Source organism: Sedimentibacter sp. LTW-03, from assembly GCF_052059825.1.
Taxonomy (GTDB): Bacteria; Bacillota; Clostridia; order Tissierellales; family Sedimentibacteraceae; genus Sedimentibacter.
This window is the reverse complement of sequence record NZ_CP197180.1, coordinates 2,235,738-2,260,215: the sequence shown is the minus strand read 5'-3', so window position 1 is coordinate 2,260,215 and position 24,478 is coordinate 2,235,738. Positions and strand designations below refer to the sequence as shown.

Annotated in this window: 27 protein-coding genes and 1 riboswitch; of the genes, 23 read left to right on the top strand and 4 right to left on the bottom strand. The window is 34.1% G+C overall.

Features of this window, described 5'->3' with window-relative positions; genetic code table 11:
- Positions 1-4: 4 nt before the first annotated feature.
- Together ACS3UD_RS11345 and ACS3UD_RS11340 are read right to left on the bottom strand one after the other, a co-directional pair.
- The gene (locus ACS3UD_RS11345) at positions 5-226 is read right to left on the bottom strand and encodes a FeoA family protein (protein WP_308139512.1); all 222 of its coding nucleotides are present in this window, start codon (positions 224-226) and stop codon (positions 5-7) included.
- A gap of 307 nt (positions 227-533) precedes the next feature.
- Positions 534-668 carry a DUF3787 domain-containing protein gene (locus ACS3UD_RS11340; RefSeq protein WP_213925744.1) on the bottom strand — a complete coding sequence of 45 codons (135 nt, stop codon included), beginning with the start codon at positions 666-668 and terminating at the stop codon, positions 534-536.
- A 219-nt stretch (positions 669-887) separates the two neighbouring features.
- On the opposite strand from ACS3UD_RS11340, the gene ACS3UD_RS11335 reads away from it, so the two are divergent.
- From ACS3UD_RS11335 to ACS3UD_RS11290, 10 genes are all read left to right on the top strand, one after another.
- Positions 888-1,643, top strand: a complete 756-nt coding sequence (locus ACS3UD_RS11335) for an ABC transporter ATP-binding protein (RefSeq protein ID WP_308139513.1) — start codon at positions 888-890, stop codon at positions 1,641-1,643.
- Complete coding sequence (locus tag ACS3UD_RS11330; protein WP_308139514.1) at positions 1,627-2,445, top strand: ABC transporter permease; 819 nt, start codon at positions 1,627-1,629, stop codon at positions 2,443-2,445. The genes ACS3UD_RS11335 and ACS3UD_RS11330 overlap by 17 nt, the downstream gene beginning before the upstream one ends.
- A 75-nt stretch (positions 2,446-2,520) precedes the next feature.
- On the top strand, positions 2,521-3,060 hold the full coding sequence (locus ACS3UD_RS11325) for a cupin domain-containing protein (protein ID WP_213925747.1): 540 nt from the start codon (positions 2,521-2,523) through the stop codon (positions 3,058-3,060).
- A 318-nt stretch (positions 3,061-3,378) separates the two neighbouring features.
- Positions 3,379-4,584: a DUF819 family protein gene (locus ACS3UD_RS11320; RefSeq protein WP_308139515.1), complete on the top strand. Its 1,206-nt coding sequence runs from the start codon at positions 3,379-3,381 to the stop codon at positions 4,582-4,584.
- A gap of 13 nt (positions 4,585-4,597) precedes the next feature.
- On the top strand, positions 4,598-5,572 hold the full coding sequence (locus tag ACS3UD_RS11315) for a dipeptidase (protein ID WP_308139516.1): 975 nt from the start codon (positions 4,598-4,600) through the stop codon (positions 5,570-5,572).
- A 195-nt stretch (positions 5,573-5,767) separates the two neighbouring features.
- Entirely contained in the window at positions 5,768-6,316 is a 549-nt protein-coding gene (locus ACS3UD_RS11310; RefSeq protein WP_308139517.1) for a hypothetical protein, read from the top strand.
- The gene (locus tag ACS3UD_RS11305; RefSeq protein ID WP_308139518.1) at positions 6,306-7,091 is read left to right on the top strand and encodes a TatD family hydrolase; all 786 of its coding nucleotides are present in this window, start codon (positions 6,306-6,308) and stop codon (positions 7,089-7,091) included. The genes ACS3UD_RS11310 and ACS3UD_RS11305 overlap by 11 nt, the downstream gene beginning before the upstream one ends.
- A gap of 3 nt (positions 7,092-7,094) precedes the next feature.
- The gene (locus ACS3UD_RS11300) at positions 7,095-7,685 is read left to right on the top strand and encodes a DNA-3-methyladenine glycosylase (RefSeq protein ID WP_308139519.1); all 591 of its coding nucleotides are present in this window, start codon (positions 7,095-7,097) and stop codon (positions 7,683-7,685) included.
- A gap of 62 nt (positions 7,686-7,747) precedes the next feature.
- Positions 7,748-8,191: a MarR family winged helix-turn-helix transcriptional regulator gene (locus tag ACS3UD_RS11295; RefSeq protein ID WP_308139520.1), complete on the top strand. Its 444-nt coding sequence runs from the start codon at positions 7,748-7,750 to the stop codon at positions 8,189-8,191.
- 87 nt (positions 8,192-8,278) lie between these two features.
- Entirely contained in the window at positions 8,279-9,121 is an 843-nt protein-coding gene (locus tag ACS3UD_RS11290; RefSeq protein WP_308139521.1) for a DegV family protein, read from the top strand.
- A 134-nt stretch (positions 9,122-9,255) separates the two neighbouring features.
- On the opposite strand, the gene ACS3UD_RS11285 is transcribed toward ACS3UD_RS11290, so the two are convergent.
- Positions 9,256-11,586: an ATP-dependent Clp protease ATP-binding subunit gene (locus ACS3UD_RS11285; RefSeq protein ID WP_308139522.1), complete on the bottom strand. Its 2,331-nt coding sequence runs from the start codon at positions 11,584-11,586 to the stop codon at positions 9,256-9,258.
- Between the two features lie 375 nt (positions 11,587-11,961).
- A riboswitch (Lysine riboswitch) is annotated at positions 11,962-12,111 on the top strand.
- Between the two features lie 133 nt (positions 12,112-12,244).
- Between ACS3UD_RS11285 and dapA the strand changes: the two genes are divergently transcribed.
- From dapA to ACS3UD_RS11260, 5 genes are all read left to right on the top strand, one after another.
- Positions 12,245-13,147: a 4-hydroxy-tetrahydrodipicolinate synthase gene (gene dapA, locus ACS3UD_RS11280; RefSeq protein WP_308139523.1), complete on the top strand. Its 903-nt coding sequence runs from the start codon at positions 12,245-12,247 to the stop codon at positions 13,145-13,147.
- Between the two features lie 6 nt (positions 13,148-13,153).
- Entirely contained in the window at positions 13,154-13,822 is a 669-nt protein-coding gene (locus ACS3UD_RS11275; protein ID WP_308139524.1) for a 4-hydroxy-tetrahydrodipicolinate reductase, read from the top strand.
- 99 nt (positions 13,823-13,921) lie between these two features.
- Positions 13,922-14,623, top strand: a complete 702-nt coding sequence (gene dapD / locus ACS3UD_RS11270; RefSeq protein WP_308139525.1) for a 2,3,4,5-tetrahydropyridine-2,6-dicarboxylate N-acetyltransferase — start codon at positions 13,922-13,924, stop codon at positions 14,621-14,623.
- 2 nt (positions 14,624-14,625) lie between these two features.
- Positions 14,626-15,786, top strand: a complete 1,161-nt coding sequence (locus tag ACS3UD_RS11265) for an aspartate aminotransferase family protein (protein ID WP_308139526.1) — start codon at positions 14,626-14,628, stop codon at positions 15,784-15,786.
- Between the two features lie 107 nt (positions 15,787-15,893).
- A complete protein-coding gene (locus ACS3UD_RS11260; RefSeq protein WP_308139527.1) occupies positions 15,894-17,216 on the top strand; it encodes an aspartate kinase in 1,323 nt (440 codons plus the stop codon).
- 46 nt (positions 17,217-17,262) lie between these two features.
- Here the strand turns inward: ACS3UD_RS11260 and ACS3UD_RS11255 are convergent, their stop codons facing one another.
- On the bottom strand, positions 17,263-17,796 hold the full coding sequence (locus ACS3UD_RS11255; RefSeq protein ID WP_308139528.1) for a DUF2179 domain-containing protein: 534 nt from the start codon (positions 17,794-17,796) through the stop codon (positions 17,263-17,265).
- Between the two features lie 188 nt (positions 17,797-17,984).
- Here ACS3UD_RS11255 and trmB point away from each other — a divergent pair, with 188 nt between their 5' ends.
- The 8 genes from trmB to ACS3UD_RS11215 all read left to right on the top strand — a co-directional run bounded on the left by trmB (position 17,985) and on the right by ACS3UD_RS11215 (position 24,468).
- Positions 17,985-18,629: a tRNA (guanosine(46)-N7)-methyltransferase TrmB gene (gene trmB / locus ACS3UD_RS11250; protein ID WP_308139529.1), complete on the top strand. Its 645-nt coding sequence runs from the start codon at positions 17,985-17,987 to the stop codon at positions 18,627-18,629.
- A complete protein-coding gene (locus ACS3UD_RS11245; RefSeq protein ID WP_308139530.1) occupies positions 18,622-18,906 on the top strand; it encodes a DUF1294 domain-containing protein in 285 nt (94 codons plus the stop codon). Before trmB ends, ACS3UD_RS11245 begins: the two co-directional genes overlap by 8 nt.
- An 87-nt stretch (positions 18,907-18,993) precedes the next feature.
- Positions 18,994-19,470: a Cys-tRNA(Pro) deacylase gene (gene ybaK, locus ACS3UD_RS11240; RefSeq protein WP_308139531.1), complete on the top strand. Its 477-nt coding sequence runs from the start codon at positions 18,994-18,996 to the stop codon at positions 19,468-19,470.
- A gap of 40 nt (positions 19,471-19,510) precedes the next feature.
- On the top strand, positions 19,511-20,197 hold the full coding sequence (locus ACS3UD_RS11235) for an RluA family pseudouridine synthase (protein ID WP_308139532.1): 687 nt from the start codon (positions 19,511-19,513) through the stop codon (positions 20,195-20,197).
- 168 nt (positions 20,198-20,365) lie between these two features.
- On the top strand, positions 20,366-20,938 hold the full coding sequence (locus ACS3UD_RS11230) for a GNAT family acetyltransferase (protein WP_308139533.1): 573 nt from the start codon (positions 20,366-20,368) through the stop codon (positions 20,936-20,938).
- A 39-nt stretch (positions 20,939-20,977) separates the two neighbouring features.
- Entirely contained in the window at positions 20,978-21,826 is an 849-nt protein-coding gene (locus ACS3UD_RS11225; RefSeq protein WP_308139534.1) for a 2-oxo acid dehydrogenase subunit E2, read from the top strand.
- A gap of 86 nt (positions 21,827-21,912) precedes the next feature.
- A complete protein-coding gene (locus ACS3UD_RS11220; protein WP_308139535.1) occupies positions 21,913-23,712 on the top strand; it encodes an ABC-F family ATP-binding cassette domain-containing protein in 1,800 nt (599 codons plus the stop codon).
- A gap of 150 nt (positions 23,713-23,862) precedes the next feature.
- Entirely contained in the window at positions 23,863-24,468 is a 606-nt protein-coding gene (locus tag ACS3UD_RS11215) for a TetR/AcrR family transcriptional regulator (RefSeq protein ID WP_308139536.1), read from the top strand.
- The last annotated feature ends 10 nt before the right edge of the window (positions 24,469-24,478 follow it).

The window sequence follows — 24,478 nt, the reverse complement described above, 5'->3', positions numbered from 1 at the left end:
CCCCTTACATAATTTCTATAAGGCTTGATTCTTCTTTTCTAAGTGCGATCATTGCCCCACGAATTCTAAATACTGTTAAATTGTTTTTTGGACCTTTCCTTAATACTTCTATATTTGCCCCATTAGTAACTCCTAAAGCTAGTAATCTTTCCTTTAGTAAATTTTGAGCATCGTTTTTTTTAACTTTTACGACTTCTCCTATATTTGCATGAGTCAAAACTTTCATATTATATCACCTCTGTCAGATTTGCATTAAAATAATAAATTTAGCTAAAGCTAACTTCTAGCATATATTATGTTTTTTATTAAGTTTTGACACTATTTTTAAGAAAAATAAAATTAATTACAAATATTTAATAAAAACAACATTGTAAGACACTATGGCTTGTATATATAATGGACATGTAAAAATTCCCCCTCTATTTATTATATTTGATTGTTCAGTGTTTGAGCTAGGTTATTCCTGGTTCTTTTTTTATTATTAGATATGCTTTCAATAAGAAAAAACCAAAATAAACTGTAAAGAAAGATTGTCACTTCTGATTTTCGTCAACATCTTTTTTTCTTTCTTCTACCTCAAAATCGTTTGGTATATATACATTTCCCGGGTTTGTTTGAGTTGTGTTTTTCATTTTTAGTTTATTTACAAGCTTTGTTATAATAGCCATTTTCTCACCACCTTTATTGAAATAATGTTTTTTGTAAGGCTTGGACAAATGAGTATTTGCCTTTTATTTTATTATGATGATTTTTAATTTTGTTATTACTTCCTTTATAATACATATTTTCTAAAGTATAGTTAATTTTTAAAATAAATATCCATTAACTAAATCAGCAGTTTTGAATAACATAATGTAGATAGCTTTTACAACTGGCGGAGGTAGAAAATGGAGTATATATGCGAATTAAAAAATATCTCTAAAAGATTTCATACAATAAATAATGAAACAAAAGCTTTAGAAGATTTGTCTTTAAGAGTAAAAAAGGGAGAAATTGTGTCTATTGTAGGCCCGTCAGGGTCAGGAAAATCAACTGTATTGAATTTAATTGCAGGTCTGGAAGAACCATCTGCGGGTCAAATAAAGGTAAATACCGACAGTATAGGTTTTATGTTTCAAAAAGATCAGCTCTATGAATGGAGGAATATATATAAAAACTGTCTATTAGGACTGGAAGTAAAAAAAATGGCTACAGAGGAAAACAAAAATAAGGTGATGAATATGCTGAAAAATTATGGATTGTATAGTTTTAGAAACCATTATCCTAGTCAGCTGTCTGGGGGCATGAGGCAGAGGGCGGCTTTGGTGCGAACATTGGCTGTAGAACCGGATTTGCTGCTGCTGGATGAACCTTTTTCGGCCTTAGATTATCAAACAAGATTATCTGTAGGAAATGAAGTTGGACAGATATTGAGAAAAGAAAAGATTACTACTGTATTGGTAACGCATGACATTCCGGAAGCTGTAAGTATTTCTGACAGAGTCATTGTATTTACTGAAAGGCCTGCAAGGGTAAAGAAAGATTATGAAATAAAATTTGATGAATGCGAAGGAGGAAGAACCCCGATGAAATGCAGAAATACTTTGGAGTTTGGAGAATATTTCAGACAGATATGGAGGGATTTGGATGCGGGAGAAAATTAAGGCTGAGCCGATAAATATGTCTAAGGAGCATGAGCAATATTTAAGATCAATAAAAAAAGAAAAGAGTTTTATAAAGATAATGCAAATATTGATATTTGTTATTTTTATTGCTTTGTGGGAGTGGGCAGCAGTTAATAATCATGTAGATAGATTTTTAACTAGCACTCCAAGCGCAATTTTTGAACTTATTGTTAAATTTATAGAAGATGGAAGCCTCTTTAAACATTTATACGTGTCAACAACGGAAACAATCGCTGGTTTTTTTGTTGGAACAATCGCAGGTCTTTTAATGGCAATTTTATTATGGTGGTTTGAGCGGCTTGCTAAAATAACAGATCCCTATATTGTGATACTGAACAGTCTGCCAAAGACAGCGCTGGCACCCATAATAATTTTGTGGGCCGGAATGGGTTTTTCAGGTATAGTGGTTACCGCTGCATCCATATCTGTTGTTGTTACAACAATGACATTGTATACAGGATTTACAAGCGTGGAGAAGGATAAAATAGTATTGCTTAAAACCATGGGAGCAAATAAATATCAAATTTTAAAAAAAGTTATTATTCCCGCTAACATACCGAGCATTATGAGCGTAATAAGAGTGAATATAGGGTTGTCGTGGATAGGGGTAATTGTCGGAGAGTTTCTTGTTTCAAAGGCAGGTATCGGATATCTCATATTGTACGGAAGCCAGACATTTAAACTTGACTTGGTTATGATGGGGGTTTTTGTACTGGGAGTTATAGCTGCAATAATGTACTTTTTTGCTGCATGGCTGGAGAAAAAGGTAATAAAGTATTGAATAACAGCATTCTTTGTTATATAATTAATAACTAGACAAATTTTTATACAATATGACAGCACAATGAGGTGTACTATGGAATTAGGAGATAAGGTAAGATCATTAAGGCTTAAACAAAAAATCAGCATAGAGCAGCTTTCTGTAATGACCGGGTTGAGTAAAGGGCTAATAAGCCAGATAGAAAGAGATATTACGGGGCCTTCAGTTGCATCATTGTGGAAGATTTCGAAAGCTTTGAATGTGACCATGAATTATTTCTTTGATGAATATGATGATTTTAATAAAGTTGTCAGAAAAAATGAAAGAAAAAAAATAATGATGAAAAATGGAGACAGGACTTATGAACTGCTTAGTCCTAATCTTAAAAAACAAATAGAAATGTTGTGGATTGAAATTGAGCCTAATGAATCTAATTCTGAAGACCTGATAAGCCATGAGGGCGAAGAGTGCGGCGTTGTTATTAAGGGTAATCTTCAAGTTTTATCAGGTGATAAAGTTTACAATCTTGAAGAAGGGGACAGCATATATCTTGACAGTACCATACCACACAGATATATAAATCCAGGTTCCGAACAGTCAGTTTCCATATGGGCAATGGTACCTCCAAGTTTCTAGATGTGTGGAAATTGAAGCCGTATGGAGTTGAATAAATATTAATTATTGAATAGTATATTTTAAGCTTTGCATTAACCCCAGATTTTTTATTCTGGGGTTGTTTTATATCATAAAATATTTTTTATAGTCTGCTTGGATGAGAGCGAAGCTTGTAATTGCATGAGAAAGCGCTATGTAAATGCCTCTTGGACATACAATTCATAAAATCAAAATAAGTTCAATAAAATGAAAAAAACGTTGACATGGTTTTTATAATATACTATACTTGTAATATATTCAATATATTGAACACAGTAAAACAATTATAGGAGGATTTATATGTCTAATTCATTTATCAGTCCTGATAACTTATGGGTGCTATGGGCAATAGTAACAGGATGGGCAGCTTTCAGTATTTACTTAGAGCAAAAATACAAATGGGCTGCAAAGGTTTCGGGTGCTATAATAGCACTGGTGGGAGCAATGACTCTGTCTAACCTTAATATTATACCAACCGATTCATCAGTATATGATGTGATATGGAGTTATGTAGTCCCTCTTGCAATTCCGCTACTGCTTCTTCAATGTAATATAAAGAAAATATGGAAAGAAAGCGGACGAATATTGCTGATTTTTTTAATAGGAGCAATTGGTACAGTTGCGGGTTCAACAGCAGGGTTTTATTTGCTGGGAAAACATGTTCCGTATCTTGCTGAAATAACAGGCATGATGACAGGCTCATATATCGGCGGAGGGGTAAACTTTGTTGCTCTGGCTGATTCGTTTGAAATTCCGGGAGAGATGGTATCTGCAACTATTGTAGCAGATAACATGCTGATGGCGCTGTATTTTCTGGCATTGATTGCAATTCCATCTTTAAAATTATTTAGAAAACACTTCAGACATCCGTATATTGATAAGGTTGAAAGTATTGAAACTTCTGAAGGTGAAACCAGTGCAGCAGCATTTTGGAAAGGAAAGGACATTTCTTTGAAGGATATTGCTTATGCAGTGGCTACAAGTTTTATTATAGTAGCTGTATCTTCTGAAGTATCAAAATTATTAGCGGAAATTATACCAACTTCTAATTTTCTGCTTAAACTATTTAATGTTATGCTGGGCAATCAATACTTGATTATTACTACGCTTACCATGCTGCTGGCAACTTTTATGCCCGGATTCTTTGGAAATATTCAAGGCGCTCAGGAAATAGGAACATTTTTAATTTACTTGTTCTTTGTTGTTATAGGAGTTCCTGCTTCTATTCCGCTGATTATTCAAAATTCACCCCTATTGCTTTTGTTCTGCGGAGTAATTGTTATCATTAACATGACGGTGTCATTTGGAATAGGAAGATTGTTCAATTTCAGCGTCGAAGAAATAGTGTTGGCATCAAATGCGAATATTGGAGGACCTACAACTGCTGCAGCAATGGCTATATCTAAAGGATGGAACGATTTAGTTGCTCCTATTATGTTAGTAGGAACCTTTGGGTATGTTATAGGAACGTATTCGGGAATTATATTGGGAAACTTTTTAATGTAAGGAGATATTTATAATGATTTTTGACGGCCATTCAGATATCTGGTCAGATGTTACCAAAAAAACCTTAGATGGTGAAAAGGATATTTTAAGAAAGTACCATTTAAAAAAGCTACGTAAAGGAAGGATATCGGGCAGTATTTTTGTAATTTGGGTTGATCCGCCTTATACGGATAATCCATATAAAAGAACTATGGAAATAATGGACTCAATAAATAAGGAACTAGAATTCTGCAAGAAAGAGTTAATAATTGCCAAATCTTATGAAGATATAGGCAAAGCTGTTGAGGAAGATAAGTTTTATATATTTATTGGACTGGAGGGGCTTAGCAGTATAGGCGGCAACCTTGAGTTAATTGATTCATACTATGATTTTGGTGCAAGACATGCATCGTTAACTTGGAATGAAGAAAATCTGCTTGCTACCGGAGTTAAGGGAAATCCGGATAGGGGACTCTCGGAACTTGGGAAAAAAGCTGTTGAAAAAATCAACAAAAAAAACATGCTTATGGATGTTTCTCACTTGAATGAAAAGTCGTTTTGGGATGTGGTTAGTACGACAGACGCTCCTATAATCGCTTCACATTCAAATTGCAGAGCCTTATGTAATGTTCCAAGAAACTTAACGGATGATCAGCTAAAAAAAATTGCAGAGACTGATGGATTGGTAGGCATTAATTCATTTAATCAGTTTGTCCATAAAGATAAGAATAAACAAAATGTAGAAATGCTTGTAAGGCATGTCGCTCATATGGCTGAAATTATGGGAACCGATCATATAGGTGTGGGCATGGATTATTGTGACTTTTTAGATGATAGCTCAATGAACAGCTTCAGTTCACAAGAAACTTCGTATACAAGAGGTCTTGAGGATGCTTCTAAGAGCTATAACATTATTGAAGAAATGAGGAAAGCAGGATTTTCAAAAGAAGAAATTGAAAAGATTGCATACAAAAACTTCCACAGAGTTATAAAAACTGTAATAAAGTAGCTGCATTTAATTTTATCTTTAAAGTATGCTATTTATAAATCTGAAACCCGCTTTAGGCGGGTTTTTCATTTTGTGAAAGCAATGTTTTGAATATGCTTGCAACAAAGACATATAATATCAAATGCACTAAAAAAATTGAATAAAGCACAATATTATGCTAAACTAAATGCATATTAAACAGAAAGGAAACATACTATGAACGCGACACAAATAATTTATCCGTTAATATTTATATTTGCTGTTTATTTTGTTTTTTCAAATTTTAAGAAAACTCTTAAGCAGAAAAAAGAAAATATGAAGCCGTTGCTTTACCTTGATCAGGATGATAAGACAAGACATAATATAAGTGCTATCGTAATCATACTTGTAGTTGCTTTAGCTGTATTTTTGATTTCCGGAGCAATACGTACAAACAGCTTAAATCTTGAAGGATTTTTTTCAATGGTACTTTTGCCGCTGCTTATGGTGTTTTTGTACATACCTTTGACAAAAAAGACCATGATTTCAACTTTAGGAATCCATAAGAGAGGAGCATTGATAAGGTGGGAAGAGATTAAAGGCATTAACTATTTAAAGCCTAACGATAAAAATCAGGTTAAGGCAAAAATAATATATGTTTTTGCAGGGAGAGATACAACAATGGAACTTACATTTAATAAGGGTGATTCACAGCTTGATATTTTTAAGGAGACAGCAAAAGAATACAGAAACATAAAGAAGAAGGAAAAGAAAAGTGGAAAATAAATTTATTGATAGTCATGTCCATTTAGATGATGAAAAGTTTGATCATGATAGAGAAGCTCTGATAAGCTCTCTTTATGAAAATGGAATCGAACTTGTTTTAAATCCGGGATCTGATTTAGATACGTCAAAAGCGGCAGTAGGATTAGCCGATAAATATCCGTTTATATTTGCAGCTGTTGGGTGTCATCCTCATGATTCAAGGCTTATGAATGATGATACAATGGATGCATTCAGGAGACTTTCTGAAAATAAAAAAGTATTGGGAATAGGTGAAATAGGTCTTGATTATTATTATGACAATTCCGATAGAGAAACACAGAAAATATGGTTTAGAGAGCAGATAAGACTGGCTAAGGAGCTTGATCTGCCGTACATAGTTCATGACAGAGATGCACACGAAGATGTTTTGAAAATTATGAAAGAAGAGCACTATTCAGGAACGAGAGGAATACTTCATTGTTATTCGAGCAGTGTTGAAATGGCAAAAGAATTTATTAAACTGGGGTTTTATATTTCTTTAGGAGGACCGGTTACTTTCAAGAAGTCAAAGACTCCAAAGCATGTGGCAAAAGAGGTGCCGCTTGACAAACTGCTGATAGAGACCGACTGCCCTTACCTTGCTCCAGAGCCGTTTAGAGGAAAAAGAAATGAACCTAAGCATGTTAAATTTGTTGCTGAGGAAATAGCACGTATAAGGGAAGTAAGCACAGATTTAATTGCGGAAAAAACAAAGGAAAATTTTTATAGGTTATTTAATTTAAAGCAGGAGAGTTAAGCTATGACATTGCTTCCAAGAAGTTTTTACGATAGGGATGCACGGTTGGTGGCAGAAGATTTAATAGGCAAGGTGATAGTGCGCAGTTATGAAGACAATGTTATTAAGGTAAGAATAACAGAAACCGAAGCATATATTGCCGATATTGATAAAGCAAGTCACGGATATGGCGGAAAAGTAACTCCTAGAACAAAAGTGATGTTCGGACCACCTGGTTATACATATGTTTATTTTATTTATGGAATGTATTACTGCCTTAATTTTGTTACTGAAAGGGAAGGGGTATGCAGCGCGGTGCTTGTGCGCGGAGCCGAACCGGTAGAAAATATACAGCAGATGTGTATTAACAGATACGGAAGGTTAATGGATGACATTTCAAAATTACAGTTGAAAAATTTATGCAATGGACCTGGGAAGTTGTGTAACGCTTTAAGAATTACAAAGGATCATAATGGCATCGATTTGTGCGGCGGCGAAATATATGTGGAAGATGATGGGTTCGAAGATTTTAGCGTCAACAGAACTAAAAGAATAAATATCGATTATTCAGAGGAAGCAAAAGATTTTCTTTGGAGATATATTATTTGTAAATAATTGTTGACAAATTTGTTAAAAATAAATATAATTTGATTATCAAAATAAATTGAGGTGGTTTAATGAGCAATCATGATACTCTGAATGAAATACTTGTTAGGCTTTTTGCAGATGTTCTGGATATAGAAGAAAAATGCTTAAAAGTCGGTGATTTTTCAGATCTATCAATATCTGAAATGCATGTCATTGATAACATAGGCATGGGCAGGGAAAGGACTATGTCGGATACTGCCAAGGATTTAAGAATTACATCGGGAACACTTACGACTGCTGTAGATAACCTTATTAAGAAAGGTTATGTAGTCAGAGAACGGTCGATAGAAGACAGAAGAGTGGTTAAAATTAAACTGACCGATAAGGGAATTGCCGCATACAAATCACATGAGAATTTCCACAAGGATTTGGTTATTAGCGCTCTACAGCAGCTTGACAGCAAGGAAGAAGAGCTTTTAATAAAGGTTTTATCCAACATAGATATATTTTTCCACAATAAATACAAGTTTTAGCACAGTAGAAATTCTAAATTATTTAGGGTTTCTGCATTCAAATACTTTTATTATCAAAAAATTTGATTATGAAAATGTGAGGTTAGCATGGGTATTAGAATAGTTATAGACAGTACTTCAGATGTTACAGAGGATATTATTAAAAAACATAATATAAAAATGGTTCCTTTGACTGTAAATTTTGGAGAGGAATCATATATGGACAAAATTGAACTAAGTTCTACGGAGTTTTTTAAAAAATTAGTTAATGCCGAGAAGCTCCCTACAACTTCTCAGGTTTCTCCCGGAACTTTCGTGGAAACTTTCAGTGAAATACTTCTTGAAGGGGATCAGGTTTTAGGAATATTTCTTGCTCCTGAATTAAGCGGAACATATGATTCTGCGCGAATAGCAAAAAACATGATAGGCAGTGATAACATACGGATTATAGATTCAAAAAGCGTGTGTCTTGGAGCTTTTGCCTTAATATTGGAAGCAATAGAATTAGTTGAGCAGGGTAGACAAATTGACGAAATAGTAGAAGAGTTGGAAAAAGCAAAAGAAAAGATAGTTGCTGTGGCTGGGCTTGATACGCTGAAGTATCTTGAAAAGGGAGGAAGGCTTTCAAAGGGGCAGGCAGTAGTAGGGTCGCTGCTGAATATTAAGCCCATGCTTGAAATCAAGGACGGAAAGCTAGCAGTAATCGAAAAAGTAAGAGGTAAGAATAAAACAATAAAGTGGTTTGATGAATGGATTGAAAAGAACGAGTTTGACTTATCGGATAAAACTTTGCTTTTATTCTATGCTCAAAATTATGACCAGTTGAAAATATTGAGAGAGACTTTGGAGTCAAAATATAAAATCAAAAATATTATTGAACAGGAAGTAGGTGCGGTTATAGGTACGCACTCAGGTCCGGGAGTTCTTGGATTAGGATTTTTAAACAAATAGCAATACATTTCTAAAAAGTCTGCCATAAGTAGAATGGCAGACTTTTAGCATCTTAGTGTGTCCCGGGTTATATTGCCTTAAAAAAAGGGCGATACATTATGACAATTTTAATCACTCTGCATCACCCACATGATTTATTTAATAGTTAATTCAGTTTTGTCTTCATCATTGATTGTAACAAAAACAGAGCTGTTTTCTGTTATTTCTCCTTTTAAATATGCTTCAGAAATTTCATCCTCAATGTATTTTTGAATAGTTCGTCTCAAAGGACGGGCACCATACTTTCTATTATATCCTTTTTCTAGGATGAAATCCTTCATTTTATCAGACACATCTATTTGGATTTTCTTTTCTGCTCCTATTTGAATAACTTCTTTTAACATAAGTTTAACTATTTGGGCAAGTTCTTCTTTTGATAATTCGCTGAATACAATAATATCGTCTATACGGTTTAAAAATTCAGGTCTAAAAGCCTGCCTCAGAGCATCTTTTACTTTTGCTTCCATTGCCTCATATTCTTTGTTTTCAAAGCCTATTCGGTTTGCTTTAATTGTTGTACCGGCATTTGAAGTCATTATAATAACTGTGTTTTCAAAGTTAACTGTTCTGCCTTGATTATCTGTAAGCCTGCCGTCTTCCAATATTTGAAGCAATATATTGAATACATCTTCGTGTGCTTTTTCTATTTCATCAAGTAATATAACAGAATATGGTTTTCGTCTGATTTTTTCAGTTAAAAATCCTGCTTGATCATAGCCAACATATCCAGGAGGCGCTCCGATTAATTTAGAAACTGTGTGTTTCTCCATGTATTCTGACATGTCAAGTCTTATAATTGTATCTTCATTTTCGAACAGTTCATATGCCAGAGTTCTTGCAAGCTCTGTTTTTCCTACACCTGTAGGACCTACAAATATAAAGGACGAAGGCTTTTTTCTTTTTCTAAAGCCTGATCGATTTCTTCTTATGGCTCTTGCGAGACTTGATACAGCAGGATGTTGCCCAATAACTCTTTTATGAAGTCTGCTTTCAAGGTTAATTAGCTTTTCAGCTTCAGCTTCATTTATTTTCTGAACAGGAATTTTAGTCCATGCTTCAATTACATAGGCAATATCTTCAGTCGTAAGCTGCACATTCTCACAATCCATTGCAAGATCCTTAATCTTTGATTCAACTTTTAATTCATTTACTTTAAGTTCGGCTGCTTTTTCATAATCATCATTTTCGGCAGCGTCTTCTTTTTCTTCTCTTATAGATTTCAATTCTGATCTTAGTGCCTCAAGTTCTACTAATCCACTGTTTTTAAGGTTAGCTCTGGAACCTGCTTCGTCTATAACATCAATAGCCTTGTCAGGTAAAAATCTGTCTGTGATGTATCTTTCAGACATTAATACTGCCTGTTCAATTACTTCGTCGGATATTTTCACATTGTGATATTGCTCATAATAATCCTTTATTCCTTTAACAATCTCAATAGAGTCGCTAATAGAAGGCTCGTCTATCATTACAGGCTGGAATCTTCTTTCTAATGCACTGTCCTTTTCTATGTGTTTTCGATACTCATCCAAAGTGGTGGCTCCGATTACTTGAACCTCTCCTCTTGCAAGAGCAGGCTTCAATATATTAGCAGCATTCATGGCGCCGCCCTCAGCTTCCCCTGCACCCACAATGTTGTGTACTTCGTCAATTACTATAATTATGTTGCCGGCTTTTTTGGCTTCATCAATTATTGCTTTCATACGAGATTCAAACTGTCCTCTGAACTGAGTTCCTGCCACAACAGCTGTTAAATCAAGAAGATAAATTTCTGTGTTGAAAAGCTTAATTGGAACTTTATGTTCGGAAATTCTAACAGCAAGCCCTTCAGCTATTTTGGTTTTGCCCACTCCTGGCTCACCTATTAAAATAGGGTTATTTTTAGAGCGTCTGTTTAGGATCTGTATAACCCTGTCTACTTCTCTTTCTCTTCCGACAATTCTGTCCAGCTCTCCATATCTAGCCTGCTCAGTCAGATTAGTACCGTAAGTATCAAGGTATTTTAATTTTTTTCGTTTAACTTTCTCTTTTACCTTTGCTCCGGAAGTGCTGCTGCCTTTTGCAACATCCATTTCATTTTGTGCTTCTTCAGAAGGTTGAAATCCATTGTTTGAATTGGAAATGCCAGAAAATGCCGAATTCATTAAATTCATAATGGAATTCATATTTTCATTGTCATCGCCTTCTACATCTTGTGTTAATTTCTCTAAATCCATATCTCCTATAATTTCTGTGAGCTGATTATTAATATTTTCAAAATCCTCAGGTTTCATTCCACCCTGTCTCATGATTTGTTCCATAGGTGCCAGTCCTTGTTTTTTTGCACATGGAATACATAGACCGGTAGTCTGCATCTTGCCTTCAATTATTTTATTAACATATATAACAGCTACATTTTTTTTGCATACTGAACATAACATTTTTTTCATCTCCTATATTTGCAATACATAGTTTATAATTAACTATAACGAGTAATTTTATTTCTATAATACGTTTATTCACATTTTATTATTTTCCATAATTAATAGCTATACAAAGTCGATTATAATATACTTTTCTTAAAAATGCATTAAAAAATTTGCATTGTAACAGAAATTAAATATTTATATGTCAAATAATCATATTTATTACCGATTTAAGGAATTATTTCATAAATCCTCATATTTTTGTTTTACAACCTTAGTTTTTTTGCAATTATTGCAATATCTTATATTATTATGAAAATAAATTATTTATATATAAACTTTTTATTGACATATTTCACATAAGGCAATATACTGTATAGAAATTAAATATTTTCATGGGTATATTACAGAGGATGCGAAGATCAATAGTAAAAGAACAACTTTGAAAGGGTGATTCGCCGAAGGGTTTTCCCTGGGCTTACGTTTAAGAGATGTAATACTGTTTTTATAGGATGCTTCCCAATTCTATAAAAGAGAGCTGTAATGTGCTGGGCAGAAGGTTCAGTGTTTTTTGCAAGCGTCTGAGAGCCCTTTTGCTCTTATGTCGCTTTTTTTATTATCATTTTTTAAAAAGCGGCATGAAAATTATTTATAAAAAAATAATTTTATAAGGAGAAAAGAAATGATAGATTTTGTAAGAGGCTGCGGAGTGGCATTGGTAACGCCGTTTTCAAATGGGAAAATTGACTATAATACCCTGGAAAAACTTATTGACATGCATGTTGAACTGTCAGGATCAATTATTGTGGCAGGAACAACAGGAGAAGCATCAACACTTACCGATGATGAATATCATGAATTAATTAAATTTGTTGTTGACAGAGTTAACAAGAGAATACCTGTTATTGCGGGTGCAGGAAGCAACTGCACATCTTCAGCAATTAAAAAAGCTAAATTTTGCGAAGAGGCGGGTGCTGACGGATTATTGATAGTAACTCCGTATTACAACAAAACTACTCAAAACGGTTTGATAAATCACTACAGATTAATTGCAGAAAATACAGCGCTTCCCATAATTGTTTACAGTGTTTCAGGAAGAACGGGAATGAATATAGAGCCAAGTACAGTATTAGAACTTTCAAAGATTAAAAATATTGTTGGAATTAAGGAAGCCAGCGGAAATATAAGCCAGGTTGCGGAAATTATAAGGATTTGTCCTAAGGATTTCTTTGTTTATTCAGGAAACGATGATATGGTTATTCCTTTGATGGCCTTGGGAGGTCATGGTGTTATCTCAGTAGTTGCCAATATAATGCCGTCTGAAACTAAAAAAATGGTTGATGACTTTAAAGATGGAAGGCTTATCGAGGCGAGAGATGCTCAGGTTGGTATGAATGGGCTTGTTAATGCCTTATTTATTGAAACAAATCCTATTCCTATTAAAGAAGCAATGGGTTTGATGAATATGTGCAGTTCTGAGGTGAGAGAGCCTCTTTACAGAATGTCGGAAGAAAACAAAGAAAAACTGATTAGTGAAATGAACCGCTGCGGTATTATTATAACAAGCGGCGCAGGTAGAAGGTAAAGATATATGAATATAGTTATATGCGGTATCAACGGTGCTATGGGGAAGGTTTTGGTAAAAGAGGCCAAATCATATGAAAATATAAATGTTATCGGTCATCTTTCACCGAGAAATGGTTATTTAGGTCACGATATAAATGAACATGCAGATGTGGTAATAGATTTTTCCAACCCTTCCAATTGTAAATTTTTAATAGATTATGCTGTTAAAAATAAATGTGCTTTGCTGATATGCACAACCGGATTTACCAATGAGCAGAAATCTGAAATGAAAAGGGCAGGGGAAAAAATACCTGTGCTTTTGTCCTCAAACACCTCATTGGGTATAAATGCGCTCAGAAAAATAATTAAGTGCATATCTGCTGAACTAAACAGCTTTGACATAAATATTATAGAAAAGCATCATAATAAGAAAATAGATGCACCTAGCGGTACTGCCAAAACAATTGCCAAGGATATAATGAAGGCAACCGGAAGAGATTATGTAGATACACTTGCGATGAGAGCCGGCACAATTCCGGGAGAGCATACGGTTATGTTTTCCGGTGTGGATGAAATACTTGAAATAAAGCATACGTCATTTTCGAAAAATATATTTGCAAGAGGAGCCTTGGAGTTAGCTTCGAGGCTCTCCTTAAAACAGAAAGGATTTTATAGCACAGAAGACTTTTTTTAAAATGGCAAAAATAAATATGACAAGTGAACTAATTTTATTGACACGAATAGGTGATTTACAAGAGCAAATAAAAAAATCAGATTAAATATGGAGGCAAAAATGTTTTTACAAGACCCATACCAAATAGCAAAGTATATAAAAGATGCAAAAAAATCAACACCTGTTAAGCTTTATATTTCAGGGGTTACTATAAATTTGAATAATTATAACATGAAAATTTTTTCGTCAGGGGATATGGCCATCTGTATAGGAGAATATGGAGATGCTCAGAGGCTTTTATCAGAAAATCCTCAAATAATAAATTATCATTTGGAATATGATAGAAGGAACTCTGCTATTCCGCTTCTGGATACAAATGAAATAAATGCAAGAATAGAGCCGGGAGCAATTATACGAGACATGGTAGAAATAGGCCGGGATGCAGTTATTATGATGGGAGCAGTTATCAATATAGGCGCTGTAATAGGTGAAAAAACTATGATTGATATGAACGCAGTTGTCGGAGCAAGAGGAACAATCGGTAAAAACGTACATGTAGGGGCAGGATCAGTTATTGCCGGAGTTCTGGAGCCGCCAAGCAAGCAGCCCGTTATTATTGAAGATGATGTTTTGATTGGTGCAAATGCAGTTGTTCTTGAAGGAGTAAAAGTTGGGAGAGGTGCAGTTGTTGCTGCAGGAAGCGTAGTGACAGAGGATGTGCCGGAAGAGGCTGTGGTTGCAGGCAGCCCTGCAAGGGTAATAAAGTATAAGGATAGCGGGACAACGGAGAAAACAAAACTTCTTGATGATTTGAGAGGCTAACCATGAATGACGAAAGATATATATTAAAAACCTACAACAGGCTGGACTTAGAAATAGACAAAATAAGAGGAAATTATATCTATACGAAGGATGGCAGAAAATATCTTGATTTTTTTTCCGGAATAGCGGTTAATAACCTTGGATATGACAGAGATGTAATAAAGGCAATGACTGATAAGATGCAGGACTATACCCATATTTCCAATTATTTTTATGATTCAGACAGGGATGAGCTGGCAAGGATTCTAATAGAAAGTTCAATGGAAGGAAGAGTTTTTTACACCAATTCCGGAGCTGAAAGCACAGAAGCAGCTCTAAAGCTTATCCGTAAATGGGGAAAAGAAAACAAAAAAAATAAAATACTTACAGCGAAGAATTCTTTTCACGGAAGAACTACAGGGGCTCTGGCTCTCACAGGACAGAAAAAATACCGCAAGGATTTTGAACCATTAATAAGCGGTGTTGATTATTTCACGTTCAATGATTCTGAAAGTCTTGCTTCAATGGTTGATGAAGATACAGCGGCTGTATTTTTGGAAGCTGTACAAGGTGAAGGCGGAGTAATACCCTTGACTAATGAATTTGTTGAGGAATTAATGAAGCTGAAGAATAAATATAACTTTTTACTGGTTATGGATGAAATACAAACAGGCTTAAGGCGATGCGGAACAATGTTTGCGTACAAGAATTACAACATTAAACCCGATCTGATTCTGCTTGCTAAGTCTTTGGGAGGAGGGCTTCCTCTGGGAGCGGTGATAGTATCAAAGCATCTAGAAAATGTTTTGAGCGTAGGTGATCACGGTTCAACGTTTGGAGGTAATCCTGTTGCGTGCGCAGGAGGACTTGCTGTCCTTACAAAACTGACAAATCCGATTTTTGCGGAAGCAATAAAAGAAAATGCTTCCTACCTTTATAAAAAACTATTCTCTCTTAAAAAATCCTATCCTGAAGTAATAAAGGATTTAAGGGGTATTTCAATGATGCTTGGACTTGAAGTCGGAGAATATGCACTAATGATTAAGGAAAGAGCAATGAAGGAAGGAGTTCTTATAAATATAACAGGGGGTACAGTCATAAGAATAATTCCTCCGCTTACAATAACATCAAACGATATTAATTTATTTATAAATGTATTAGAAAAGATTGTATCAACAATTTAATGTGTTTGAATTGCGGACATGTGTTTTAAAAAAGTTGACATATTATTGGAACTGTGTTATTGTAATAAAGTTATATTTTATCAGGCATTGATAAAGGAGGGAAAGACGTGTTAAAGGTAGCAAAATTCGGAGGTACTTCAATGGCTGATGCAGATCAGTTCAGAAAAGTGAAGGCAATAATAGAAAGTGAAAAAAATAGAAAATATGTAGTTGTTTCTGCTCCGGGAAAAAGGTTTAAGGAAGATAATAAAATTACTGATTTATTATATTTGACTAATGCACATATTAAATTTTCGGTACCATACATGACCATATTTAATATCATTGAAGATAGATTTAATTCAATAAAGGAAGAATTAAAATTAACGATAGATCTTAAAAAAGAATTTGACACTATTAAAAAGAATCTGGACAACAAGTGTGATGAGGACTATATTGTAAGCAGAGGCGAATATTTAAGTGCAATGCTTTTAGCAGATTATATGCATTGTGATTTCATCGATTCGAAGGATATTATTTTCTTTAACTATGATGGAACCGTCAATATAGAAAAAACAAATGAAGAGCTTAAGAAAAGGCTAGAAAATTCCGAAAGAGCAATTATTTCAGGGTTTTACGGTTCATATCCTGACGGCAGCATAAAGACATTCTCAAGGGGAGGATCAGATATAACGGGTTCAATAATAGCCTCTGCCATAGGAGCGGATATTTATGAAAATTGGACGGATGTTTCAGGTTTTATGATAGCTGATCCGAGAATTATAAAAAATCCAAAACAAATAAAGAGAATAACATATCAGGAGCTTAGGGAGCTGTCTTATATGGGGGCTTCCGTACTTCATGACGAAGCTGTTTTCCCTGCACGCCAAGCAGGGATTCCAATAAACATAAGAAACACAAATGAGCCCGATAATTCGGGAACAATAATAGTCGGAGACGAAAAATCATATGAAGGCAACGGTGATGACCATGTAATTACAGGTATAGCCGGAAAGAAAAATTTCACGGTTTTCTATGTTCATAAGGAACATATGGCAAATGAAATTGGCATCATAAGAAGAGCTCTTGAGGTTTTTGAGGATAGAGGAATTAGCATTGATCATATACCTTCAGGCATAGATAGTTTCTCAATAGTGCTTCCTACAGAGAGTGTTGAAAGAATAACCCACGAATTGGTAGAGGAGCTAAAAGAAAAATGCATGGCAGAATATGTTCATGCTCATAAAAACTTGAGCCTTGTAACTACAGTAGGCGTCAAAATGGCTTTCAAACCGGGTATTTCCGCAAAGCTGTTTAATGCATTGGGCGAAAATAACATCAATATACGCATGATCGATCAAGGATCAAGCGAAATTAATATAATAGTTGGTGTTGAAGATAATGATTTTGAAAAGGCAATAAGAGCAATTTACAATGCTTTTGTAAAATAAATTCAGTAAAAAATAATTTAGGGCGCCGAAAGCGCCCTTTATTGTGCTATTTCAAATATCCTCCCAGCATTGTTTTGATATCATTGACTGTTATATATGCATTTGGAGTTGTTTGCTTTATAAGCTTAACTGCTTCAGGTATCTTTTTTCTCTTTAACTGAATAAATAGAAGAGCCTTTTTATTATCATTTTTACCTTTGCCATCAATAATCGTAACTCCATAGCCTTGTTCGCGCAGAATTTCAGCCAGCTTTTCCCCAGTTTCGGCAGCTACCACAACCTGAATTGACGCAAGCCCTACGGCTATTTTAGATTCTATTGTAACACCGATATAATTTCCAAGTGAAAATGCTGCTGCATAAACAAGAGCTTTAAAAGGGTCTTCGGTTATATTGTTAAGTACAGAGCTTACCACTACCAACCATATTGTTATTTCTATAAATGCAAGTATGGTTCCTTTTACTCGCTCACCTTTGTTAATGTATACCAGTCTGATAGTAGAAACAGAGACTTCCACTATCTTAGCGCAAAATATAATGATATACAAAAGAGGACCACTCATGTTCATTAAAAACTCCATATTTCACCTCATATTGTTTGTTACCGATATTCTACTTTATTTAGGAAATATATGCAATAGATAACTTTTGCCACAAATTAATATTGTTAATTAATTAAAAATAAGGTAAAATTCAAGTTAGATACAGATATATAAAGCAGCTGGGGGAGCCCTCAAGCTGGAGTCATCATTATGGTAAGGAGAAAAACATGCGATTGAGATACGTTCCCGGTCAGTATCAGTATTTAAAGGACTGTGAAAGAGTGATTACTGAACCGGAAAGTGCAGGACATAAATTAAATGAAGTATTTAAAAATGATTATCCTATACATGTGGAATTAGGATGTGGCAAAGGAGGGTTTTTAAGAAAAACTGCGTTGAAAAACCCTCATGTAAACTTTTTTGGATTTGAAAAAAGTGTTAAGGTTGCATATAGATGCGCAAAAGCTGTCTTTGAAAATGACCCGCCAAACTACTACATTGTTTATTCTAACGGAGATATATTAAAAGATGTTTTTAAACCGAAAACAATTGAAAGAATTTATTTAAATTTTTCAGACCCTTGGCCAAAACCTTCGCATTACAAAAGAAGGCTTACACACAAAAGTTTTTTGGATGTATATAAGTTGGTTCTTACAGATAGCGGAGAAATACATATGAAGACAGATAATAATGATTTGTTTGAATATTCTGTCGAGCAATTTAAAGAAAACGGTTGGGGATTTCTTATGATTACACGAGATTTGCATGGAAGCTCTTATCTTGAAGACAATGTTATGACCGAATATGAAGAGAGGTTTATAAATGAAGGTAAAAAAATTAATAAGCTTATTGTGAGGAAGACAAATGAATAAAGTAATGTTTGCAACAATATATTTAATTTGTATAAACCTAATATCATTTATTGTATTTTTTATAGATAAAGAAAAGGCTAAGAGAGACAAGTGGAGAGTTAAGGAGAAAACAATGCACACATTAAGCTTCATAGGAGGCGTATTTGGCAGCATTGCTGCAATGAAGTTATTCCACCATAAAACAAAGAAACGAGGATTTGTTATAATTACAATTGCTGCACTTCTTTTTAATATATATGTATATTATGAGATATACAATTATATCATTATGCTGTAATATAAAGAATTGAAGATTTGTATAGAATTGTAACTTTTTAATTTTTAGCGCACAAAAATTTTTATAAATTGAAATAGAGGTGATATTTTGAAAAAAGTCAATAAAACAAATGCTATGAGAATTTTAGACTCTATTAATATTGATTATGACTACATGAGCTATGAAAGTAACGATGGAAATATTGACGGAGTTTCGGTGGCCCATAAAACAGGTAAAGATCCTGAAACAGTGTTTAAAACACTTGTAGCAACAGGACACAGCAAAGAGTTGTATGTCTTTTGCATTCCAGTTGAATATGAACTTGATTTGAAAAAGGCTGCCAAGGCATCCGGCGAGAAAAAAATAGAAATGCTTCCGTTACGTGAACTTACCAAAAATACAGGATATGTCAGAGGAGGATGCTCTCCTATAGGAATGAAGAAACATTATAAAACATTTGTGGATGAATCTGCACTGTTGCAGGATAAAATTCTTGTAAGTGCTGGGGTAATAGGCACACAGATTATAATTAAGCCTGATGACCTGGTAAAAGCAGCGGAAGCTTCCTATGCGGATATAATTTAGGAAACATAGGCGAATATTAAAAAAAAATATCGGAGAACAAATGGAACTAAACATAATATACGAAGACAAGCATATACTATGTCTTGTTAAGCCTCAAGGCGTACCTTCGCAAAGCGATAAATCAAATGACGAGGATTTGATGACTGCAGCGATGAAATATGTACAAAAAAAAGACAATAAGATGTATTTAGGGTTGGTGCATAGACTTGACCGTCCGGTAGGTGGTCTGATTATTTATGCAAAGACGGAATTTGCAAATAAAGAGCTTTCTAGGCAAGTGCAGATGAGAGAAACACAAAAAGAATATTTGACAGTTGTTTGCGGCAGCGGGGAAACTGAAAAAGCAATTCTTCTCGAGAATTATTTGAAGAAATTGAAAACAATCAATATGTCAAAGGTTACAGTGCAGGATGATAAGCAGGGAAAACTTGCAAAACTTGAGTATCAAGTGCTCGACTCTGTGGAAACTGAAGAATATGGCACACTGTCATTGCTTAAAGTAAAATTATATACAGGTAGGCACCATCAAATTAGAGTGCAGCTTTCAAATGCTGGCTTGCCTATATGGGGAGATAATAAATACAACAAAGTTTTTGTTAAGAAAAAGGAATTTACTCAAATTGCTCTTTGGTCACATAAGTTTGGATTCAAACATCCTAAGACAAAGAAGGTTACAGAGTTTGTTTCGGAACCGTCTGCATATCCATTTACATTGTTTATGTTATAGGCAATTTAAAAAATATATTTTAGTAAAGCATAGTAAGGGCAGTTAAGATATAGGCTTGACCGCCTTTATTTTTAGTAAAAAACAATTATATTAAATACATGATATACCGTATAGCAAAATAGTGTTATAATATAGGTAATTTATTATTCAAGAAAGGACGGTAATATTATGGAATATCGAAACGCTTCTTTAAGAGACATTGCTTCAATATTACTTCTTCAGAAAAAATATCACGTATCTACAGTGAGCGAAGAAGACAAACAAGATGGATTTGTTACAACTTTATTTTCTGAAAAACAACTTAAAGATTTGATAGAAAAAGAAAACGGGCTTGCAATAGCATGCCATGGTGAAAGAATTGTTGCGTATGTTATGGCAGCTTCATGGCAGTTTTGGGAGCCATGGCCTCTTTTTCAAAAAATGATAGCAGATTTGCCTAATACAAGATACCTGGATACGGTGCTTTCAACGAATAATTCTTATCAATACGGACCGGTATGTATAGACAAAGAATACAGAGGCACTGAAGTTTTACCTAATCTTTTTGAATTTTCAAGATTGCAGATGAAAGAACGGTTCCCTATACTAATAACATTTATAAATAAAATTAATCCCAGATCATTTAAGGCTCATACTGAAAAACTGTGCCTTGATGTAATAAAATCATTTGAATTCAATAATAATCAATATTATGAATTGGGATATGATATGTCTAAGAAAACTAGAGGCTCTAACCTTTAATTGTATTCCACAATTGAAAAGTAAATTTCGGAGGAATTTATGAAGCGAAGTGACGGCACATTGGTAAAATCACTAAATCCTTTTATGAAAGTTATTCCTTATGTTATGGAAAAGCGCAGCGATGCACAGAATTTTTCTAAGCAGGTTTTTTGTGCAGATACAATTGACCGGTATATTGCAGAGAAAAAAGAACAAGGCTTTAATATCAGGTATATGCATTTATTTATAGCTGCTTATGTTCGACTTATTGCTGAAAGACCTCAACTAAACCGGTTTGTAATGAATAGTAAAATCTATCAGCGAAACGGCATTTTTGTTTCTATGGCTGTTAAGCGATCTCTGAGGGATGATGGGGAAGAAACTACGGTGAAATTAGAGTTTACCGGTCAAGAGGATATTTTTGCTATAACTGAAATAATAAATCGAAAAATATCTGAAGCAATATCATGTAAAAAAAATAATGATACAGATAAATTGGCGAAAAGAATAATGTCAATGCCGGGATTTGTTAAGAAAACTTTAGTCAGAAGTATAAAATTAATGGATAGGTACAATATGCTACCCAAGAGCGTTATTATGGCCAGTCCCTTTCATACGTCAATGTTTTTTACTTATTTGAAATCAATAGATACAAATTATATTTATCACCATCTTTATGATTTTGGAACAACAGGTATTTTTGCTGCTTTAGGCAAGACTGTGAAAATGCCAATGGTAGAAAATGATAAGATTGTTGTCAAAAAGTGCTGCATAATAGGTTATACTTTAGATGAGAGAATTTGTGACGGCTTATACTTTGCTAGATCGCTTAGATTTCTGGAAAAATATTTTAATAATCCACACCTCCTCGAAATATGCATCAATGAAAAGGTTGAGCATGTTAAATGATGGATTTTAAGTAAAGAGATGATAGTAAGGAATAATTATTTATTTAGACTGAAATGATATGCTATATTAATTTGAAAGGCTGAAATATGATTTTAACACTTGAAAATATCAGCAAAAGCTTTGGACTTAAGCCTTTGTTGGACAATGTAAATTTATATATAGAAAGTAATGATAAAATTGGTTTTGTTGGAATAAACGGAACAGGTAAATCAACTCTGCTAAAAATTGCTGCACAGATTGAAGAGCCTGACAGCGGAAATATTGTTTACAGAAATGGCGTAAGGGTTGGTTACCTTCCCCAGGTGCCTGAGTTTAGTGATAACTTGACGGTGCTTGAACAAATATTTCTAAATGCTTCTTCAGAAACAAAAGTGCTGATGGAGTATGAGGCAAAGACCATATTAAATAAGCTTGGAATAGATGAGTTTGATAAAAATGTAAGCCTTCTTTCTGTGGGGCAGAGAAAAAAGGTTGCAATTGCCAGTGCTTTGGTAAATCCGTGTGAGCTCCTGATACTAGACGAACCCACCAACCATTTAGATAATGAAATGATTGCATGGCTTGAAAATTACTTGATAAAATACAGTGGAGCAATATTGATGGTTACTCATGACAGATATTTTCTAAACAGAGTTTCCAACAGAATAGTCGAACTACACAGAGGAAATTTATATGCCTATGAGGGAAATTATTCGAAATTCCTTGAGCTAAAAACTTTGCGTGAGGAAAGTGAACAAAGTAGTGAGAGGAAAAAAAGGACGCTCTACAAAAAAGAATTGGCATGGATTCAGAGAGGAGCGAGAGCAAGGGGAACAAAGGCAAAGGGACGAATACAAGAATTTGAAAAGCTCAAAGAACAAATGGGAACAGAAATTGATGATAAGTTGGAGGTTGGCTCGGTATCATCAAGGCTTGGCAAAAAGACAATTGAAATTAAAAATATTTCAAAAAGTTATGGCGGGAAAAAAATAATAGATAATTTTGAATATATTGTTTTAAGAGATGCAAGATTGGGTATTGTAGGTGCCAACGGCTCCGGCAAATCTACATTGATGAATATTATTGCCGGAAAAATAAGCTCTGACAGCGGAAATGTTGAAATTGGCAGTACAGTCAAACTTGGCTATTTTGCACAGGAAGCCGATAATATTGATGTTTCTGAACGTGTGATTGACTATATTAAAAATATTGCAGAAATAGTGGAGACCAATGACGGTAAAATAACGGCTTCCCAAATGCTTGAGAAATTTTTGTTTTCTTCGGATCTCCAGTACAATACTATTGACAGGCTTTCCGGCGGAGAAAGGCGAAGACTATTCTTGCTGGGTGTTTTGATGAAATCTCCAAATATTTTATTGCTTGATGAACCTACCAATGATTTGGATATAGAGACTCTGACAATTCTTGAAGATTATCTTGAGAGTTTTAAGGGAGCCGTAATAACTGTTTCGCACGACAGATACTTTCTCGACAAGGTAGTTAATACTATTTTAGAACTTCCAGGTGACGGAATCGGTGAAATAAAAGAATATAACGGTGGATATTCGGATTATATTTCAGAAAAATCAGCTAATGAACGCAAAAATGTTGATGAGAAACAAAAAAAAGAAAAAAGTGTTACAAAAGAAATAAGAGAAAAACCAAAAAAGCTTAAATTTACCTATAGAGAACTGCGGGAATATGAAACAATAGATGATGATATAGCTCAGCTTGAAAACAATATATCTCATTTGGAAAACCAATTAGAAAAATATTCTACGGACTATGTCAAACTGCAGGAATTAATGGATGAAAAACATTTTCAGGAAAAAAAGCTTGAGGAAAAAATGAACAGATGGGTTTATTTGAATGATTTGGCTGAGAAAATTGAGAATAGTAAAAATTAAATATAAGAAGCAGAGAACTTTAGATATTAATAGGGCTAGTACATAGCCTTATTTTTTTGCTGAGTTTTTTTATGCATTTATTGACTGGATGGTCAATATAATGTATAATGAAATTGACTATATAGTCAATAATTAACTGGAGGGTTATGCGTGTCGTGTGAAACTAAAAAAGATAAAATACTATCGGCAAGCCTTAAAGAGTTTGCTGACAATGGATTTGACAAAGCCAGCACAGACAAAATAAGCAGGGATGCAGGTGTATCAAAAGGGCTTGTTTTTCACTATTTTAAAAACAAGGAAAATTTATATATAACAACTATAAATATGTGCATAGATGATGTCTTTGAAGCATATGAAGGGTTTGATTATTATGATCCGGACTTTTGTTCGGCTCTTACAAAGTTAATAGAATTAAAATATAATTTTTTTGTAAAGAATCCTTTGCATTACAGTTTGTTAGTTAAAAGTTTTTATAATTCTCCTAAAAAACTTCAGAAAAGGTTGGCAGTCAGATATTCTGAGATAAAGCAGATTGGTATAGATATTGTTGTTGATATGATAAGTCATTTGCCATTGAAGAATGATGTTGATAAAGAAGATATTGTAACTGTTATTATGGGGATAACAAATGTTATCGAAGGAAGGTATTTGTCTTATTTTATCGATAATGACAGCAATTTTGATAAATATTATGATCTTGTTAAGAATGACTATATTAAACTTATTAATATAGTTATGTTTGGAATTTTAAACTAGATTAAGAGGG

Bases quoted from the DNA above. Each gene is read 5' to 3' on its own strand.
- ACS3UD_RS11230 (WP_308139533.1), top strand. From the start codon at position 20,366: ATGGAATATCGAAACGCTTCTTTAAGAGACATTGCTTCAATATTACTT.
- ACS3UD_RS11330 (WP_308139514.1), top strand. From the start codon at position 1,627: ATGCGGGAGAAAATTAAGGCTGAGCCGATAAATATGTCTAAGGAGCAT.
- ACS3UD_RS11315 (WP_308139516.1), top strand. From the start codon at position 4,598: ATGATTTTTGACGGCCATTCAGATATCTGGTCAGATGTTACCAAAAAA.
- ACS3UD_RS11340 (WP_213925744.1), bottom strand. From the start codon at position 668: ATGGCTATTATAACAAAGCTTGTAAATAAACTAAAAATGAAAAACACA.
- ACS3UD_RS11255 (WP_308139528.1), bottom strand. From the start codon at position 17,796: ATGGAGTTTTTAATGAACATGAGTGGTCCTCTTTTGTATATCATTATA.
- ACS3UD_RS11295 (WP_308139520.1), top strand. From the start codon at position 7,748: ATGAGCAATCATGATACTCTGAATGAAATACTTGTTAGGCTTTTTGCA.
- ACS3UD_RS11220 (WP_308139535.1), top strand. From the start codon at position 21,913: ATGATTTTAACACTTGAAAATATCAGCAAAAGCTTTGGACTTAAGCCT.
- ACS3UD_RS11310 (WP_308139517.1), top strand. From the start codon at position 5,768: ATGAACGCGACACAAATAATTTATCCGTTAATATTTATATTTGCTGTT.
- ACS3UD_RS11300 (WP_308139519.1), top strand. From the start codon at position 7,095: ATGACATTGCTTCCAAGAAGTTTTTACGATAGGGATGCACGGTTGGTG.
- ACS3UD_RS11290 (WP_308139521.1), top strand. From the start codon at position 8,279: ATGGGTATTAGAATAGTTATAGACAGTACTTCAGATGTTACAGAGGAT.
- ACS3UD_RS11345 (WP_308139512.1), bottom strand. From the start codon at position 226: ATGAAAGTTTTGACTCATGCAAATATAGGAGAAGTCGTAAAAGTTAAA.
- ACS3UD_RS11335 (WP_308139513.1), top strand. From the start codon at position 888: ATGGAGTATATATGCGAATTAAAAAATATCTCTAAAAGATTTCATACA.
- ACS3UD_RS11320 (WP_308139515.1), top strand. From the start codon at position 3,379: ATGTCTAATTCATTTATCAGTCCTGATAACTTATGGGTGCTATGGGCA.
- ACS3UD_RS11245 (WP_308139530.1), top strand. From the start codon at position 18,622: ATGAATAAAGTAATGTTTGCAACAATATATTTAATTTGTATAAACCTA.
- ACS3UD_RS11225 (WP_308139534.1), top strand. From the start codon at position 20,978: ATGAAGCGAAGTGACGGCACATTGGTAAAATCACTAAATCCTTTTATG.
- trmB (WP_308139529.1), top strand. From the start codon at position 17,985: ATGCGATTGAGATACGTTCCCGGTCAGTATCAGTATTTAAAGGACTGT.
- dapD (WP_308139525.1), top strand. From the start codon at position 13,922: ATGTTTTTACAAGACCCATACCAAATAGCAAAGTATATAAAAGATGCA.
- dapA (WP_308139523.1), top strand. From the start codon at position 12,245: ATGATAGATTTTGTAAGAGGCTGCGGAGTGGCATTGGTAACGCCGTTT.
- ACS3UD_RS11285 (WP_308139522.1), bottom strand. From the start codon at position 11,586: ATGAAAAAAATGTTATGTTCAGTATGCAAAAAAAATGTAGCTGTTATA.
- ACS3UD_RS11265 (WP_308139526.1), top strand. From the start codon at position 14,626: ATGAATGACGAAAGATATATATTAAAAACCTACAACAGGCTGGACTTA.
- ACS3UD_RS11275 (WP_308139524.1), top strand. From the start codon at position 13,154: ATGAATATAGTTATATGCGGTATCAACGGTGCTATGGGGAAGGTTTTG.
- ACS3UD_RS11325 (WP_213925747.1), top strand. From the start codon at position 2,521: ATGGAATTAGGAGATAAGGTAAGATCATTAAGGCTTAAACAAAAAATC.
- ACS3UD_RS11235 (WP_308139532.1), top strand. From the start codon at position 19,511: ATGGAACTAAACATAATATACGAAGACAAGCATATACTATGTCTTGTT.